Origin of the sequence: Vibrio sp. 1-2 (7-a), from assembly GCF_013048515.1 — a bacterium.
GTDB lineage: Bacteria > Pseudomonadota > Gammaproteobacteria > Enterobacterales > Vibrionaceae > Vibrio > Vibrio diabolicus.
On sequence record NZ_VHSQ01000019.1, the window covers coordinates 13659 to 31628 of the forward strand.

The window sequence follows — 17970 nt, forward strand, 5'->3', positions numbered from 1 at the left end:
AATATAATCAATAAGAGTATTTTTCATACCCCAAGAAGCAAAATCTCATTAATGAGACAAACAATTGTCTTGATTGTGAATTAATGCATTTACATAAAAATTAACACGAGAGCACTTATTCATACCAAAAATACAAAAGAGTTGTAAATGTAATCGGTATAGCAGCCGTTACTAAAACATCCATTAAAAATTATCGATAGAAACAATATAAGAAAGGAGGAAGGAAGCGGACAATCAGGCTCGCTCCCCTTTTTAATATGAGGAGGGGCTACATTCGCATTCCGCCATCGACTTCGAATACTCTTCCAGTCACGAACTCATTGGTTAACACGTATTTGATGGTCGAAGAAATTTCATCAGCAAGACCTAAGCGTCCGACAGGAATCATTTTAACTAAACGCTCCATCGCTTCAGGTTTAATTTGGTCCGTCATGGCAGTCTTGATGACACCCGGAGCAATCGCTACTGAGCGAATTCCGAAACGCCCTAACTCTTTCGCCCACACCGTCGCCATGGTGGCTACCGCCGCTTTGGATGCAGAATAGTTAGTTTGACCAATATTCCCCGCACGCGCGACGCTAGATATGTTGATCAGAACGCCTTTGCTATCGGTGTTCAGCATTACCTTGCTCGCTTCGCGGCCACACAGAAAAGTACCTGTCACATTCACATCCATAACAGACTGAAATTGTTCCAGCGACATCGCGTTAACCTGACCATCTTTAACTTTGATGAACATGCCATCGCGCATAATGCCTGCGTTATTGATCACGCCATTGAGCTGTTTGAAATCCGCTTCAATTTGCGTAAAAGCAGCGCACACTTCTTGTTCTTCCGTCACGTTCGCTACATAAAAACGAGTGGTGACGCCGAAAGATTCACACTCCGCTTTCGTTTCAGCCAGTTGGTCTGAATTGAGGTCGATAAGCGCAAGGTGAACACCGCTTTCCGCTAGCGACAGCGCCATTTGTTTACCAAGCCCCTGCCCGGCCCCCGTGATCGCAATAACCTTATTTGCTAGATCCATAAGCACTCCTTAGGCCTGATTTTGCTTTTGGTAGAACTCAAACAAGCTTGAAAAATCTTTTTGTCCGTTGCCCTGACCGTTGTGAAAATTAAACAGGTTACGAGCCAAGCTGCCCATTGGTGTTGATGTTTGACTGGTAACCGCCGCTTCCATCGCAAGACCGAGATCTTTCGCCATTAACTGACTCATAAAGCCGCCCTGATAACCATTGCTTGCAGGCGTGTTTTCCATCACACCTGGGCACGGGTTGTAAAGCTCTAGCGCCCAGTTACGGCCTGAACTTTGCAGCATGATGTCAGACAGCACTTTGGGGTCGAGTCCGTTTTCCATGCCTAAATTGAGTGCTTCACAAGTGCCGCTCATCAAAATGCCCAACATCATGTTATTGCAGATCTTCGCCACCTGACCGGCTCCGGCATCACCTGCATGGAAAATGTTTTTGCCCATGTGGCTAAGCACCACCTTGGCTTGAACAAAGTTCTCTTGTGAGCCGCCAACAATGAAAGTCAACGTACCTGCCGCTGCGCCCGCAACGCCACCAGATACCGGTGCATCAACAAAGCTGATGCCAAGCTGCAGCGCCTTTTCGCCAACCAAACGAGCGGTCGCTGGATCGATGGTCGAAGAGTCGATTAGCAGCGTTCCAGAATCTACGCTATCTAAGATCCCGCCTTGACCAAGATAAACACTTTGAACGTGTTGGCTAGCAGGTAGCATGGTGACCACCACGCTCGCACCTTGAACGGCTTGTTTTACCGAATCTGCACTCAACGCACCAAGTGCGGTAAGTTCTGCCACAGCGTTTGGATTCAAATCAAACACTTCGACGTTCAAGCCCGCTGTGAGTAGGTTCTTAGCCATAGGCGCGCCCATGTTGCCAAGGCCAATAAATGCAATTTTATCCATGTCGTATTTCTTCCTTGTCTAAAGTGCCACAGTGGCAACCGAGGATGCGGTCAGTGGGTATTCTGCTGAATCAATTGGCGCGAAGAAGCGTTCCAAAACTTGTGGCGTTACGTCAGAAACCGTGCGATGTTGCCAAGTCGGTTGATTGGTTTTATCGATAATCAGCGCACGAACCCCTTCTCTAAAATCACCTTCTAAGCCGCAACGTAACGTCAGATTAAATTCCATATCAAAGCACGCTTTCAAAGAGAGATTTTGATACTGCGTTAGCTGCTGATAAGTGATATTGAGCGACAGTGGGCTGCCGTAGCTCAATGCTTTTTGCGCATTGACGAACCACTTATCATCAACGTCGGCACTGCTGATTGCGCGAACAATCGAATCTAAATCACCCGAACAAAGCTGCTCAATCAATCCCGCATATGGCATCAACATCCCTTCGCTTGGCTCGTCCACTTGTACCGAACGTAGCGTAGTAGCGATTTTTTCGTTGATGTTCACTTCATCCTTCCAACTTACCGATGCGAGTAGATCCAACAGAGCTTGTTTGCTTTCTGGCTTTGCAATCCATTGGCTTAATCCCAACGCTTTCATGTCTGTCGCATTAATTTGGCAAGCCGTCAAACTTAAGAAAAGTGCCAAATGTTTTGGCAACTGATTTAGGAAGTACGTCGCGCCTACGTCTGGGTAGAGGCCGATTTTAATCTCTGGCATCGCAAAGCGTGTGGTGGTTTCTGCTACGCGGTGGCTTGCGCCCATAAACAAGCCCACACCGCCGCCCATCAGGTAACCATGCCCCCACGCGATGATCGGTTTTGGATAAGTGTGAATAAGATGATCACAGCGATATTCGAGGTCAAAGAAGGTTTCCATCGCTGAAAACGCAGAATCAAAGTCTTGCTCTTTGTTTTCAAGTGCACGGTAAATCGCTTGAATGTCACCACCAGCACAAAACGCTTTTTCACCCTTGGCGTGCAAAAAGATCGCGACGATGCTGTCGTCCATTTGCCATTCATTAAGCTGTTTGTACAACTGCTCAATCATCACGTAACTCAGCGCGTTAAGGGCGGCTGGATTATCAAGCTCCAACACACCAATGACAGAGCCATCAGCGCACTCAAGTTTTGAAACATTTACTGTACCTGTCATTTGGCCTCCGCTAGCTGTTTGTCCATTGTGGCTTACGCTTTTGCAAGAAGGCGTTTACACCCTCAGTCTGATCTTGTGTATTGAACAACTGCAAGAACAGTTCACGCTCCGAGACCAATCCGGCCGCGTGAGTTTGGCTGCGTCGACCTTGAATGAGCGTTTTGCACGCAGACACGGATTTCGGCGATTGGCCAGCAACACGCTGTGCAAGTACTATCGCCGCTTCTAGTGCTTGGCCTTTCGCCACCACTTCTTCAACCAAACCAATTTTTTCCGCTCGCTCGGCCGTCACTCGTTCGCCACATAGAATCATACGCTTCGCCCAACCTTCCCCTACCAGCGCGGTCAGGTTTTGCGTTCCGCCCGCGCAAGGCAACAAGCCGACCGATGCTTCAGGAAGTGCCATTTGTACTTGTTCTTCTGCGATGCGAATGTCACACGCCATCGCCACTTCCAGACCACCACCCATCGCATAGCCATTAACCGCTGCGATAGAAACCCCATCGAATGCAGACAGCGCTTCAAACGCTTCACCAAATGCGAACGCCATGTCTGCTGCTTGTGATTTATCACCCGATGCAAAGTTGTTGAGATCCGCTCCAGCAGAAAAGAATTTCTCGCCTTCGCCCGTCAGTACCAACGCATAAATAGAGCGATCATTACTGAGTTCAATCGCCAACTCTTTGAGCTGATTTAGGGATTCAAGCGTCCAAGTGTTCGCTGGCGGATTACTAACCGTGAGTTTGGCGATATGCGCTTCGCGCTCCAATTTGATTTGTGCCGTCATAATCTTTCAGTCCTTTTTAATTTCTTTAGGTAAGGCTGTGTCTCGCTTTCTAGAGCAGTTCAACGCCTTCCGTTAGTAATCGTCTTGCGACGATCAGACGCATGATTTCGTTGGTGCCTTCAAGAATTTGGTGAACACGAACGTCTCGGAAATGGCGCTCAACAGGATATTCTTTGATGTAGCCATAGCCGCCATGGATTTGCAGCGCCTGATCACACACCTTAAAACCCACATCCGTTGCAAAGCGTTTCGCCATTGCGCAGTAGGCGCTTTTTTCTGCGTGTTTCGCGTCCAGTTTGGCGGCGGCGAGTCGCACCATTTGGCGCGCTGCCACCAGCTCTGTCGCCATATCAGCAAGCTTGAACTGCAACGCTTGAAATTGCGCCAGTGAACGGCCGAACTGTTTACGCTCGGTCATGTATTGCTTGGCTTCGTTCAGTGCTTGTTGCGCAGTACCAACGGAACAAGTGGCGATATTGATTCGACCACCATCAAGGCCAAGCATGGCGAACTTAAAGCCTTCTCCCTCTTCACCCAACAGATAGTCAGCCGGAATGCGGACATTTTCGAAGGTGATCATGCGCGTTGGTTGGCAGTTCCAACCCATTTTGGCTTCTTTCTTACCGTAGCTAATGCCTTCGATGTCAGCAGGAACGACAAACGCAGAAACGCCACCCGCCCCTTCACCGCACGAACGCGCCATCACGACGAGAACATCTGTATCACCCGCGCCAGAGATAAACACTTTTGCGCCATTGAGGACAAACTCATCGCCGTCACGCACTGCACTTGTCGTCAGCGAAGCGGCGTCCGAACCCGCATTTGGTTCGGTTAAACAGTAGGAAGCGAGCTTTTCACCCGAAATTAGATCCGCGCTAAATTGCTGCGCCACTTCCGCTTTGGCAAAGCTGGTAATCATCCACGTCGCCATGTTGTGAATGGTCATAAACGCAGTAGTCGCGGTACAACCCATAGCCAACTGCTCGAAAATGATCGCCGCATCCAAACGAGACAATCCCAAACCACCATGCTCTGGCGGCGTATAGATGCTCAGAAAGCCAAGTTCACCTGCTTGACGCAGTACATCTTTAGGGAAGTGATGGTTTTCATCCCACTCGGCCGCATGCGGCGCCAACATTTGGTCTGCAAACTGCTTTGCTACTTCGGCAAACGCGAGTTGATCTTCGTTTAATTCAAAATCCATCTTGAAGTCCTAAGGTCTAATTCGTTGCATTTGTATCCGAGCCAAGCCCTCTAAAGGGTTGAAAGGCTTGGCTAGAGGTGTCGCTACTTCTGTGACTAGCTCAATTGAATGGTCATGTTTGGACCGCTTGGAATGTCATCTTCAAACCAACGCGCAGTTACAGTTTTCGTCTCGGTGTAGAAGCGAACCGCTTGTTTACCGTAAGCATGCAGGTCGCCGTAGAAGCTGCCTTTCCAACCCGTAAATGAGAAGAACGGCAATGGCACCGGAATCGGCACGTTGATGCCTACGTTACCTACTTCGATATTATGTTGATACTTTCTCGCGGCAGCGCCGTTCGCCGTGAAAATAGACGTACCATTACCAAAACGGTTCGCGTTGATTAGCTCAATTGCCTCATCTAAATTGTCGACTTCCATGGTGAGCAGCACTGGACCGAAAATCTCTTCCTGATAAATCGACATGTCTGTCGTCACATTGGTAAACAGTGTTGGACCGACCCAGTTGCCGTTCGGGAAGCCAGATACTTCGCAATCTGTCCCATCCAGAACACAATTCGCGCCTGACGCTTTGCCTTCATTAATCAGATTCACCACGCGCTGCTTCGCTTGTGGGCTAATCAGTGGGCCATAACCGGCGGTTTCATCATCCCACGCGCCAGGTTGAACCTGAGCTAACGCCTCTTTAAGCTCTGGAATCCATTCTTTGGTTTCGCCGACAAATACCGCCACCGAAATCGCCATACAGCGTTGGCCTGCGGCACCGACTGACGCGCCAACTAGGTTATTGATGACTTGCTGCTTGTTTGCATCTGGCATGATGACCATGTGGTTCTTCGCACCCGCAAATGACTGCACGCGCTTTAGGTTGTCCGTACCCGTTTTGTAGATGTACTCACCAACTGGCACTGAGCCAACAAAAGAGATCGCACGAACGACTGGATCAGTCAGAATGCGGTCGACTTGCTCTTTGGTGCCGTGAACAATTTGCAAAACACCTTTCGGGGCGCCTGCTTGTTCAAATAGCTCTGCCAATTTCATTGCAGTCAGCGGAACTTGTTCCGAAGGTTTTAGAATAAAGGTGTTGCCACAAGCGATCGCCATTGGGAACATCCACAATGGAATCATCGCAGGAAAGTTAAACGGTGTGATGCCAGCACAAACACCGAGCGGTTGAATGTAAGAGTAACCATCAATATTGGTTGCGACGTTTTCCACCGTTTCACCCATCATTGAGCTACAAATGTTCGCCGCTTGTTCTACGACTTCAATCCCACGCCAAACATCACCTTTTGCATCCGCTAGGGTTTTGCCTGTCTCGCTCGAAAGCAGTATCGCCAACTCATCGTGTTGCTCTTTTAGAAGGTGTTGGTAACGCAGCATCAATCTCGCACGCTCCGGCGCTGCAACTTCTTTCCAACGCTTGAATGTTTCTGTTGCGCTGGCGATCGCCGCATTCATTTCCGATTCCGTGGCACAAGGTACTTGCGCAATCACTTCGTTGGTTGCCGGGTTGGTTACATCTAGCCATTGTTTTGAGTCGGAGATGGCGAATTCACCACCGATATACTGCTTTACTTGTTCTGTCATGATGACATCCTTGTATTTTTCAGCTTGTTACTGACTACTGTTATGTAAGTGAAACTTTGTTGAGAGTGATTTAGCAGATTTCAATCGCGATAGCGGTTGCCTCGCCGCCGCCAATACAAAGCGATGCAACGCCACGCTTACCACCAGTTTGTTTTAGCGCATGAATCAAAGTGACAAGGATTCGATTGCCACTTGCGCCTATTGGATGCCCCAGCGCACAAGCCCCTCCGCGAGGGTTCACTTTGCTCTCGTCCAGTTCGAGTGCTTTCACCGCGTATTGAGTCACGACAGCAAAAGCTTCATTGATTTCCCAAAGGTCCACGTCTGATTTGTCCCAGCCCGTTTCTTCCAGCAGCGTTTCAATCGCGAATACGGGTGCGATGGTGAACTCATCAGGCTGTCTTGCATGCGTGCTGTACGCGACAATTTTGGCTAGAGGTTGAAGGTTTTCCTGACGGCCAAATTCACTATCAACCAATACCATTGCCGATGCACCATCAGAAATAGAACTTGAGTTGGCTGCCGTTACGCCGCCATCTTTAGCAAACGCAGGGCGTAAGGTAGGAATTTTAGTGACGTCGAGTTTACTCGGTTGCTCATCGTCTACAACCAAGGTGTCACCACGTCGACTTTTTACGTTAACAGGCACGATCTCTTCTTTGAACAAACCTTGCTCGATCGCTTGCTGCGCACGAGTCACCGACTGCTGCGCCCATGCATCCATACTTTCACGGCTGAATTGGTACTTTTGCGCGGTTTGTTCGGCAAAGACACCCATCAATTCGCCTTGGTAGGCATCCTGCAAACCGTCATAAAACATGTGATCAAGCACTTGCTCGTGACCTAAACGGAAACCATCACGCGCTTTCTTTAATAGATAAGGAGAAGACGACATGTTTTCCATACCACCAGCGATAACCGCATGCGCATTACCAGATTGAATAAGATCATGGGCCAGCATCACGGTTTTCATACCCGAGCCACAGACTTTGTTCAGTGTCGTACAACCAATCGATTGTGGCATTTCTGCTTTAAGACTTGCTTGTCTTGCTGGCGCTTGCCCCACACCGGCGGGTAAAACGCATCCCATCAACACTTCGTCTATTTTTTGCACATCGAGTTGGCTTTCGGCTAGTGCCCCTTGGATGGCTTTCGCACCGAGTTCCGTGACTTCTGTTGAAGCTAATGCACCTTGAAAAGAGCCGATAGGCGTTCGCTTGGCGGCAACAATCCATGTTTCATTTTTCATTCCATTAACCTTTTGTTGACGTTTACGTCATAACTATACTAACATTTACGTTAACGTCAAGTTTGAGGTTATTGTTTGTTCGAGTGATTATTTTATTTCGAGTAAATGCGAGTGATATCAAGGCTCAAGAGTGGATGTTGTTTATTTACTTTAACGTTAACGAATTGTATATTCGTATGAATGTTATACGAAAGTCGTAAGGTTAAGGAATGAACACATTTAAGATCAGCGAGCTCGCGAAAGAGTTCGACATTACTACCCGAAGTATTCGCTTCTACGAAGATTTAGGTCTCCTAACTCCAGAACGTAAAGGCAACACTCGAATCTACAATGGTCGCGATCGAATTCGACTAAAACTGATTTTGCGAGGTAAGCGATTAGGCTTTTCTCTTGCAGATATCAAAGAGTTATTTGAACTCTACGATACCGATCAAAGTACTGAGCAGTTGAACTATATGATTCGGTTGATCGAAGAGAAGAAGGCAGCATTGCAACAGCAAGCAAACGACATTCAAGCGGTAATGATGGAGTTAAACGCGGCACAGTTGCGATGCCAAAACACACTGAGATCCATGAAAGGCGAAAAAGTCACCTGACACCTCAGCATTGGGATGTAGGTGACGTAAAGGCAAGGACACGCAATGAAATCTACCTACTCTTCCCTGAACTTTGTTTATGACGAAAATACCGATTTGCTTCGCGAGCAAATCAATAGTTTTGCTGCAAGAGAAATTGCGCCGCTAGCGCAATCTATCGACCAATCTAACGACTTTCCAAACCATCTTTGGTCCAAACTGGGTGACATGGGTCTTTTAGGCGTGACCACCAGCGAAGAGTTTGGTGGTGCGAACATGGGTTATCTCGCCCACGTTATCGCTATGGAAGAGATCAGCCGAGCATCCGCTTCGGTTGCGTTAAGTTACGGTGCTCACTCCAATCTTTGTGTCAACCAAATCCACCGCAACGGCACACAAGCGCAAAAAGAGAAATACCTACCTAAGCTCATCTCTGGCGAACATATTGGTGCACTAGCAATGAGTGAGCCCGGAGCAGGTTCCGATGTAGTCTCTATGCAACTTAAAGCGGAACGTAAAGGCGATATATTCCTGCTAAATGGCAACAAAATGTGGATCACCAACGGCCCTGATGCATACACCTATGTTGTCTACGCCAAAACCGACCCAAGCCAGCACTCCAAAGGCATCACGGCGTTTATTGTGGAACGCGGATTCCCTGGATTTACTCAAGCACAAAAACTCGACAAGTTGGGTATGCGCGGCTCGAATACGTGTGAGCTGGTCTTCCAAAACTGCGAAGTCCCTGCGGAAAATATTCTCGGCGAAGAAAACCAAGGCGTGAAAGTATTGATGAGCGGCCTCGACTACGAACGTGTGGTGCTTGCAGGCGGCCCACTTGGCATCATGCAGGCGTGTATGGATATCGTTGTGCCTTACATTCACGACCGTAAACAGTTCGGTAAATCCATCGGTGAATTCCAGCTAGTTCAAGCAAAAATCGCGGATATGTACACACAAATGAATGCCGCTAAAGCGTATGTTTACGCTGTCGCTGCCGCTTGTGATCGCGGTGAAACCACCCGTAAAGATTCTGCTGGCGCGATCCTCTACAGCGCAGAGCTGGCAACCAAGATGGCACTGGATGCGATTCAACTACTTGGCGGTAACGGCTACATCAACGAGTTTGATACGGGCCGTTTGTTGCGAGATGCCAAGCTGTATGAAATCGGGGCGGGCACGTCAGAAATTCGCCGCATGCTTATTGGTCGCGAATTGTTTAACGAAAGCGCCTAATATCAGCCCAGGCGTTCTGACTCAAAAACATTTTCTTACTCAACCTAAATAAAGACGGGTGGTGACACCCGTCTACCGAATGGAGATCGGCTATTTATGGCTTGTTTGACGACCAATATTAATACCCATTCAGAGCAGTATCAGGAAAACTACCGCTCTATGGCATCACTCGTGGATCAACTCTATACCGTGACTGCGCAAATCGAAGATGGCGGCGGTGAGAAAGCACGCGAGCATCAGCAGAATAAAGGCAAACTTCCGGTACGTGAGCGCATTCTTGCCCTACTCGACCCCGGCTCATCTTTTTTAGAAATCGGTCAGTTTGCTGGCTGGGATGTGTATCCAGATTACGTTCCATGCGCGGGCGTAGTAGCGGGTGTTGGTGTGATTGACGGCACCGAGTGCATGATCGTCGCCAACGACGTGACGGTAAAAGGCGGCAGTTACTACCCACTTACCGTGAAAAAGCACTTACGCGCACAGGAAATCGCAGAGAAGTGTCAGTTGCCGTGTGTTTACTTAGTCGACTCTGGCGGTGCTAACCTACCCCGCCAAGATGAAGTATTTCCAGACAAAGACCATTTTGGCCGTATTTTCTATAACCAAGCTCGAATGTCAGCCAAGGGTATCCCGCAAATTGCGGTGGTCATGGGGCTATGTACCGCTGGCGGTGCTTACGTTCCTGCCATGTGTGACGTTTCCATCATCGTCAAAGAACAAGGTACGATCTTCTTAGCTGGCCCTCCTCTGGTAAAAGCAGCAACAGGCGAAGAAGTCAGCGCGGAAGATCTTGGTGGCGCAGACGTTCACTGCCGTACGTCTGGCGTAGCCGATTACTATGCTGAAAATGATCACCACGCGTTAGAACTGGCAAGACAAGCTGTCTCTCAAATCAACCACTTGAAACCCGTCCAACTCAAGCAAAAAGCGCCACAGGAACCACGCTTTACTGCGCAAGAGCTGTACGGCATCGTCGGAACCGATCTTAAAAAGCCGTTTGATGTCAAAGAGGTCATTGCCCGAATTGTTGATGATTCACAATTTGATGAATTTAAAGCCTTGTTCGGTGAAACCTTGGTCTGTGGATTTGCTCATATTCACGGAATGCCGATTGGCATTGTCGCTAACAACGGCATTCTATTCTCGGAATCGGCGCAGAAAGGTGCGCATTTTATTGAGCTGTGCGCACAGCGTAAAATTCCTCTGCTTTTCTTGCAGAACATCACTGGCTTTATGGTCGGTCAGAAGTACGAAGCCGAAGGCATCGCTAAACATGGTGCGAAAATGGTAACTGCTGTTGCGTGTGCAGACGTGCCAAAGTTTACCGTGGTTATTGGTGGTTCGTATGGTGCAGGTAACTACGGTATGTGTGGCCGCGCCTATGATCCAATCATGATGTGGATGTGGCCGAACGCGCGCATCTCCGTTATGGGCGGCGAACAAGCGGCTGGCGTAATGGCGCAAGTGACCCGCGATATCAAAACGCGCAAAGGTGAAAGCTGGAGCACTGAAGAAGAGGAAGCGTTCAAACGTCCTATCGCGCAGCAGTACCAGACTCAAAGCCATGCTTATTACGCCAGTGCTCGCCTGTGGGACGATGGGATTATTGATCCTGCAAAAACCCGTGATGTTGTGGGTATTGCTCTATCTGCTGCGCTTAATGCACCAATACCAGACAGCAAATTTGGCATCTTCCGTATGTAGTCGGATACAAAGCAAAACCCTAACTCCTCGCTATCCATCAATGATGAATAAAGTGCTGATTAGCGAGTATTGGAATATCAGACTGAAATGTCAGACAAAGGAAGTCACATGACCGGACTACTGCTTGAAAAAGACAGCAATGGCGTTGCCTGGTTGAGCCTGAATCGGCCAGAAAAACACAACGCGTTTAATGACGCATTGATTGCCTCACTAATTGAGACACTAGAACAGCTCGAAAAGGACGATTCTCTCCGTGCACTGGTGTTAAGTGCACAGGGAAAACACTTTTCTGCGGGAGCAGATCTGGGCTGGATGCAATCAATGGCAACCAAAACCGAAAGTGAAAACCTGCAAGATGCACAGCAACTAGCAAAACTTTTGCATACGCTGGATACCTTCAGTAAACCAACGATTGCCATGGTGCACGGCGCAGCATTTGGTGGCGCGCTTGGGCTGATCTGCTGCTGCGATATTGCCATTGGCACACCTGAGAGCAGCTTCTGTTTGAGTGAAGTGAAACTCGGCTTATTGCCCGCGACCATCGGTCCCTACGTAATCCGAGCAATTGGACAACGACAAAGCCGACGCTACTTTTTAACTGCCGAGTTGATTGATGCCGAAACCGCGCTATCGATGAACATTCTTCACCAGACCGACTCTCAGCCAAGAGAAGCCGTCAACCGCATCATTGATCACCTGCTTAATAATGGTCCGCAAGCGATGCAGGCAGCAAAAGCACTCTGCTTACGTTGTGATAGCCAACCTATCGATCACTCATTAATTGAATACACCAGCCAAGCCATAGCAACCGCCCGCGTGTCCAGCGAAGGACAAGAAGGGCTGACTGCGTTTTTTGAAAAGCGCACCGCCAATTGGAGGAATCATGTTTAAAAGAATACTGATCGCAAACCGCGGTGAAATTGCCTGCCGAATCATTAAAACCGCAAAAAGCATGGCTATCGAGACGGTTGCCGTCTATTCCGAAGCGGACCGCAGCAGTTTACATGTTAAACAAGCGGATTTCGCTGAATTCATTGGCCCAGCTCCGGCGAGTGAGTCTTATCTTGATATCGATGCGATTATCGATGCAGCGAAAAAATGGCAAGCCGATGCTATCCACCCTGGGTATGGTTTTCTTTCCGAGAACCCGAAACTAGCCAAAGCGTGCAGCGAAAATGACATCGTCTTTATTGGCCCTTCCACCAGCGCAATTGAGGCAATGGGTTCAAAATCTCAAGCCAAGGCAATCATGTCAGAGGCGAACGTGCCCTTGGTTCCCGGCTATCACGGCACAGACAACAGCGTTGAGCACTTATTGGCTGAAGCAGAGAAAATCGGTTATCCAGTGATGCTCAAAGCAACCCAAGGGGGCGGCGGTAAAGGCATGCGAGTGGTCAACAGCGCCGCCGAAATGCCCTTGGCCATCGACGGTGCGCAGCGTGAAGCGCTCTCAAGCTTTGGCGATAAGCAGCTTCTAATCGAAAAATGCATATTGCAGCCTCGCCACGTTGAAGTTCAGGTATTTGCTGACCAACATGGCAACGGTGTTTACCTTTCTGACCGCGACTGTTCCATTCAGCGTCGTCACCAAAAAGTAGTCGAAGAAGCGCCTGCTCCCGGTCTTAGTGATGAACTGCGTAAACAAATGGGTAAAGCCGCGATTCAGGCCGCTCAAGCGATCGACTATGTTGGCGCTGGTACGGTTGAATTCTTGCTCGATAGCCGAGGTCAATTCTACTTCATGGAGATGAATACCCGTCTGCAAGTTGAACACCCTGTCACTGAATTGATCACTGGCGTTGATTTGGTTGAATGGCAATTCAAAGTCGCAGCTGGCGAGTGTTTACCTATCTCGCAATCCGAAATCACCCATAACGGACACTCAATCGAGCTGCGAATTTACGCCGAAGATGCCGACAACGACTTTATGCCGTCGACTGGACGCATTGATTATTTACAAGAACCCATTTCGGACAGCAATGTTCGACTAGCATTTTTGCGCGTTGATAGTGGTGTGACCCAAGACGATACCATTAGCGAGTACTACGATCCGATGATCAGCAAACTGATCGTCTGGGGGCAAACACGTGATATCGCGCTCAAGCAGCTTAAGCAGGCGTTAACTCAATATCACGTGCGTGGAGTGACTACAAACATCGGTTATCTGCATAGCATTATTTCGCAGCCAGCCTTTGCCGAGATTGAGCTTGATACAGGTTTCCTCGTCACACATCAACAAAGTATAAATGAGCAGCAAAACGTGTCGGATTCGATCTGGCTAACGTTGGCGGCGGTTGCTCGCTGGAATGATCTCATTTCAAAATCAGACAGCTCAACGTTACCCGCGCCAACCTCACAAGGTTTTAGGCTGTCAGTTGACAACGTTTATCGATTTAACTTCACGGATGCCAATGCCAACCATCAAGTACGCTTGCAACAATCATCGCAAGATACAGGGGCTCAGCATCTTAACCTCTTCACTGTCCGGTGCGGCGAGGAGTTGCATCAAGTCATCCTGCTTGAAAGTGAGAGCCAGTTTATCGTCGATATCGATAGTGTGCGTTACACCTTTAATGCGCTCAACGACGAGCAAAAGACGACGCTGTTTTATCTTGGTCAGCAACGCACATTCGAACACCAACCAAGCTTTGAATCAGCAAAAGGCGAGGATGATGAGCTAAGCCCAACCGCGCCACTTAACGGCATAATCTCTGCTGTCATGGTGAATAAAGGCGACGAAGTGGCGGCTGGTGATCCATTGTTAGTTCTCGAAGCGATGAAGATGGAATACACCATCACAGCTCCGGTAGCTGCAACTGTTGATGAGATTTTTTATCAGCATGGAGACCAAGTACAGCATGGTTCGATACTGCTGCATTTAGCTTCGATACCCGAAAATGTCTCTGTCGATAAGGAGCGTGAGTATGCTACCAGCGAAGGTTAATATCGTCGAAGTCGGTGCTCGCGATGGCTTACAAAATGAAACGGCAGTGACGCTGGTCGATAAAATCCGTTTTATCAATCAGCTAAGCAACAGTGGTTTAAAACATATTGAAGCGGGTTCTTTCGTCTCACCTAAATGGGTGCCACAAATGGCCGACTCTGCTCAGGTGTTTGCGGGTATCACACAGCAACCAGATGTTGTTTACAGCGCGCTTACTCCCAACCTAGCAGGGTTAGAACGTGCGCTGGAAAGTGGTGTAAAGCAAATTGCAGTCTTTGGTTCCGCTTCTGAAGCGTTTAGCCAAAAGAACATTAACTGCAGTATCGCTGAAAGTCTCTCTCGATTTGAGCCAGTTATCGAGCTTGCAAAGCAGCACAACATTCCTGTGCGCGGGTACTTGTCTTGTACCATGGTGTGTCCATACGAGGGAGAAATAAAACCAGAGCAAACTACCAAGGTCGCGAATGCGCTTTTTGATATGGGATGCTATGAAATATCTCTGGGCGATACTATCGGTAAAGCAACGCCTAATCGCGTTATCGCCATGCTGGATTCGCTGTTAACGCAACTGCCAAAAGACGCGCTCGCGGTACATTTTCATGACACCTATGGACAAGCGTTGGCCAATATTTACCAAGCCTTGTTAATGGGCATCAACACCATTGATAGTGCGGTTGCTGGTTTGGGCGGCTGCCCTTACGCGAAAGGTGCCAGTGGCAATGTTGCAACGGAAGATGTGCTTTATCTTTGTGAGCAACTTGGGATTGAAACAGGCATTGATCTTAAAATAATCAACCAAGCAGGTTGGCAAATTTGCCGAGCCTTAGGTAAACGGCCGATGTCGAAAGTGGCGTTAGCATTGGGCGATCCAAACAGCTTGTAAATTGCTCAACCCACGATACACAATTACAAACGAGCATGTTTAATAACATGCTCGTTTTTTTGAGCCGATTTAATCTAACCGAAACACTAAACAGAGGCGTGCTTTTCCTCTGCAAGGGTATGGCATCCCCACTTCGCGATCATATTAAGCAAATCACTTTTCTGAACTGGTTTTGTCAGGTAATCATCCATACCTAATGCGATACTTTTTTGTTGCTGCTCTTGCATCGCATGTGCGGAAAACGCAACGATTGGACACCAAGGAAACGCACCACTTTCCTGTAACTCACGAATGTCTTTTGTCACGCCAAAACCATCTTTGTTTGGCATAGAAATATCGGTAATCACCAAGTCCGGAGAAAGCTGTTTATAAAGTTCAACGGCTTCAACACCATCTTCCGCCAACGTCAGTTTAACACCTGTGTCTTGCAACATTTTTTCAATCAATATTCGATTGATATGGCTGTCTTCTGCGACTAATAGGTGCAGGCTAGAAAAGTCAGGATTCTCATCTGAGGAAAGTTCTCGACGCTTTTGTGTCTTAGTAGAAAACAGAGCTTGCAGTTTATGCTGCGTGACCGGTTGCGGCAATAAACGATCCCGCTCGCACGACCATGCCTGCCCTTCCTCCATCACGCAAGGTGCAAGAAACATTACCCGTTTGGCGGCGGATTCTGTCGCATCAAGCTCATAGAGCGCATCTCTATCTTGAGCATTATTTACACTCGCGAGGATACGATCAAAACCATCCAATTTTTTACCCAAAGACTGCGCAGTTGACCAATCGTTGGCATGAGTAACTTCAATGCCAATCTCTTGAGCCAAATGTATCAAGTGTTGCACGCGCGGTTGATAATCATCAATCAACAATAGTCGATTTGCACTCAGCTCTATCGGTTCGGAAAGAAGCTGACTTTGCTTAGGCAACTGCAAACTAAAGCTAAAACACGACCCTTTTCCAAAATCTGAATGCACACAAAGCTCGCCGTTGTACATGCTGATCAAACGTTTTGAGATTGCCAACCCCAAGCCTGTACCTTCATGCCGTCTTGTCGCGGAGGTATCGACCTGCTCAAACTTATCCATAATATGAGCTAATCGTTCTTCGGGAATACCAATGCCCGTATCACTCACGGAAAAATCAAAACCGTGCTCACTTTCTCTGACTTTGAGTAGCACATGGCCTTCATCCGTGAATTTCACCGCATTACCGATCAAGTTAAGCAAGATTTGATTAATCCGACCTTTATCACCGACCACGACCGTATTCATGGCCAATGGCATATCAACCAACAACTTAAGGTTCTTTTTATCCGCCTGATAGGCACACAAAGCGGTGCAACTCTCGACGAGTGAACGCAAGTCAAACTCCTCTTCAACTAACGTCAACTTGCCCGCTTCTACTTTGCTGTAGTCGAGGATGTCGTTAATGATGGTCACAAGGTTGTTGGCAGATTTGTGCAGCAGGAGTAATAACTCCCTTGGCTCTCGACGGTTTTCGTTCTCAAGCAATATCTCGCTGATCCCCATGATCGCGTTCATTGGGGTGCGAATCTCATGACTCATGTTCGCCAAAAATTCCGATTTGGCTTGCATCGCCTTTTTCGATTTATCTAAAGCAGACGACAGACGCCTCTCCATCCTGCGCCTGTCGGTGATGTCACGCTCTACCGCAATAAAACGTAACAGCCCGCCATCTTCATCAAACACAGGAGAGAGCTCCAACTCGACCCAATACGGGTGCTTCGACTTGGTATAGTTGAGTATTTCAACCCTAATAGGAGAGTGCTTACGGACACTTTTTGAGAGCAATGCCACCGTATTTGGGTCTGTGTCTGGCCCTTGGAGTAACTCGCCCGGCGATTTGCCAATAACTTCTTCCAACGTATATTCGGTTAGCTGTTCAAACGCAGGATTTACCCATGCAATAGTGCCGTCAGGGTGAGTAATGATGATGGTATCACGCGCATGTTCAGCAACCTCAGCAAGCTGCGATATTTTGGCCGATAACTGTTGCTGGGTTTGATGCTCTTGCTGAAGTTTAGTTTGCGCTTGCGCTAAAGAGCGTGACATTTGGTTAAACGCTTCGCCAACACGTGTAACTTCGTCATTGCCTGAAATCGAAATTTGCGAACCCGGACCTTGCTGTGAAACCTTGATTACCCCAGTACGAAGAAGATCGAGCCGCTTCATCAAATAGCTACCGAGAGCATACGAAAACATGGCCACCAGCGACATTTCAATAAAGGCGATAACCAAACTTGCCTGAGTCGCAAATGAAAGTACTTGATGTACATGTTCAACATTCACACCCATTTCAACCTTACCGAAAGTCTGCTCTCCAAGAGTAATCTCTTGCGCAACATCGTAAACTCCATCGGTCACATCAAACGGTCTAACACCAGTATCAACACCGCTGTAATCCCCCTGTAGCGTCAGCTCGACGCCATCTTGGTTAACAATACGAATATAAGCCAGCTCGCGCTCACTCACGACAGAACGAGCAAAACTGTCTAGATAGGCTAAGTCCGTCGCAATCACCGCATCTCTCGACGCCTGAGCAAATACACTCACCAAGTGTTGGCTCCCAACCTCAAGGCTAGTCTCGTTAGAACTTTCCAACCAATTAAGCCCACTGATGATGAGTACACCGAGCGCAAGGGCCTCAATAAGAGCAATGCCAAGTATCGTTTTCGAACGCAGCGTCATAGGACAACC

The 17970-nt window shown here is 48.2% G+C and carries 14 protein-coding genes; 6 read left to right on the forward strand and 8 right to left on the reverse strand.

Annotated elements, in window-relative coordinates:
- Positions 1-268: 268 nt before the first annotated feature.
- The 7 genes from FKN08_RS22795 to FKN08_RS22825 form a co-directional block, all read right to left on the reverse strand.
- Entirely contained in the window at positions 269-1027 is a 759-nt protein-coding gene (locus tag FKN08_RS22795; RefSeq protein ID WP_005392559.1) for an SDR family oxidoreductase, read from the reverse strand.
- A gap of 9 nt (positions 1028-1036) precedes the next feature.
- Positions 1037-1933 (reverse strand): 3-hydroxyisobutyrate dehydrogenase, encoded by an 897-nt coding sequence (mmsB, locus tag FKN08_RS22800; protein WP_170892911.1) that lies wholly within the window; start codon positions 1931-1933, stop codon positions 1037-1039.
- Positions 1934-1951: 18 nt separating this feature from the next.
- Positions 1952-3082, reverse strand: a complete 1131-nt coding sequence (locus FKN08_RS22805) for an enoyl-CoA hydratase/isomerase family protein (protein WP_170892912.1) — start codon at positions 3080-3082, stop codon at positions 1952-1954.
- A 10-nt stretch (positions 3083-3092) separates the two neighbouring features.
- Entirely contained in the window at positions 3093-3869 is a 777-nt protein-coding gene (locus FKN08_RS22810; protein WP_170892913.1) for an enoyl-CoA hydratase, read from the reverse strand.
- A gap of 49 nt (positions 3870-3918) precedes the next feature.
- Entirely contained in the window at positions 3919-5073 is a 1155-nt protein-coding gene (locus FKN08_RS22815; protein WP_170892914.1) for an acyl-CoA dehydrogenase family protein, read from the reverse strand.
- A 95-nt stretch (positions 5074-5168) separates the two neighbouring features.
- On the reverse strand, positions 5169-6662 hold the full coding sequence (locus tag FKN08_RS22820; RefSeq protein ID WP_170892915.1) for a CoA-acylating methylmalonate-semialdehyde dehydrogenase: 1494 nt from the start codon (positions 6660-6662) through the stop codon (positions 5169-5171).
- A gap of 70 nt (positions 6663-6732) precedes the next feature.
- Positions 6733-7911 carry a thiolase family protein gene (locus FKN08_RS22825; RefSeq protein ID WP_170892916.1) on the reverse strand — a complete coding sequence of 393 codons (1179 nt, stop codon included), beginning with the start codon at positions 7909-7911 and terminating at the stop codon, positions 6733-6735.
- 209 nt (positions 7912-8120) lie between these two features.
- Here FKN08_RS22825 and FKN08_RS22830 point away from each other — a divergent pair, with 209 nt between their 5' ends.
- The 6 genes from FKN08_RS22830 to FKN08_RS22855 all read left to right on the forward strand — a co-directional run bounded on the left by FKN08_RS22830 (position 8121) and on the right by FKN08_RS22855 (position 15253).
- Positions 8121-8507: a MerR family DNA-binding transcriptional regulator gene (locus FKN08_RS22830; RefSeq protein ID WP_005373242.1), complete on the forward strand. Its 387-nt coding sequence runs from the start codon at positions 8121-8123 to the stop codon at positions 8505-8507.
- Between the two features lie 45 nt (positions 8508-8552).
- Positions 8553-9722 carry an isovaleryl-CoA dehydrogenase gene (locus tag FKN08_RS22835; RefSeq protein WP_170892917.1) on the forward strand — a complete coding sequence of 390 codons (1170 nt, stop codon included), beginning with the start codon at positions 8553-8555 and terminating at the stop codon, positions 9720-9722.
- Between the two features lie 96 nt (positions 9723-9818).
- The gene (locus tag FKN08_RS22840) at positions 9819-11426 is read left to right on the forward strand and encodes a carboxyl transferase domain-containing protein (RefSeq protein ID WP_170892918.1); all 1608 of its coding nucleotides are present in this window, start codon (positions 9819-9821) and stop codon (positions 11424-11426) included.
- Positions 11427-11534: 108 nt separating this feature from the next.
- On the forward strand, positions 11535-12317 hold the full coding sequence (locus FKN08_RS22845) for an enoyl-CoA hydratase/isomerase family protein (protein ID WP_170892919.1): 783 nt from the start codon (positions 11535-11537) through the stop codon (positions 12315-12317).
- The gene (locus tag FKN08_RS22850) at positions 12310-14370 is read left to right on the forward strand and encodes an acetyl/propionyl/methylcrotonyl-CoA carboxylase subunit alpha (protein WP_170892920.1); all 2061 of its coding nucleotides are present in this window, start codon (positions 12310-12312) and stop codon (positions 14368-14370) included. Before FKN08_RS22845 ends, FKN08_RS22850 begins: the two co-directional genes overlap by 8 nt.
- Positions 14351-15253 (forward strand): hydroxymethylglutaryl-CoA lyase, encoded by a 903-nt coding sequence (locus FKN08_RS22855; protein WP_170892921.1) that lies wholly within the window; start codon positions 14351-14353, stop codon positions 15251-15253. The genes FKN08_RS22850 and FKN08_RS22855 overlap by 20 nt, the downstream gene beginning before the upstream one ends.
- 86 nt (positions 15254-15339) lie before the next feature.
- Here the strand turns inward: FKN08_RS22855 and FKN08_RS22860 are convergent, their stop codons facing one another.
- Positions 15340-17961 carry an ATP-binding protein gene (locus FKN08_RS22860; RefSeq protein ID WP_170892922.1) on the reverse strand — a complete coding sequence of 874 codons (2622 nt, stop codon included), beginning with the start codon at positions 17959-17961 and terminating at the stop codon, positions 15340-15342.
- Between the last annotated feature and the right edge of the window lie 9 nt (positions 17962-17970).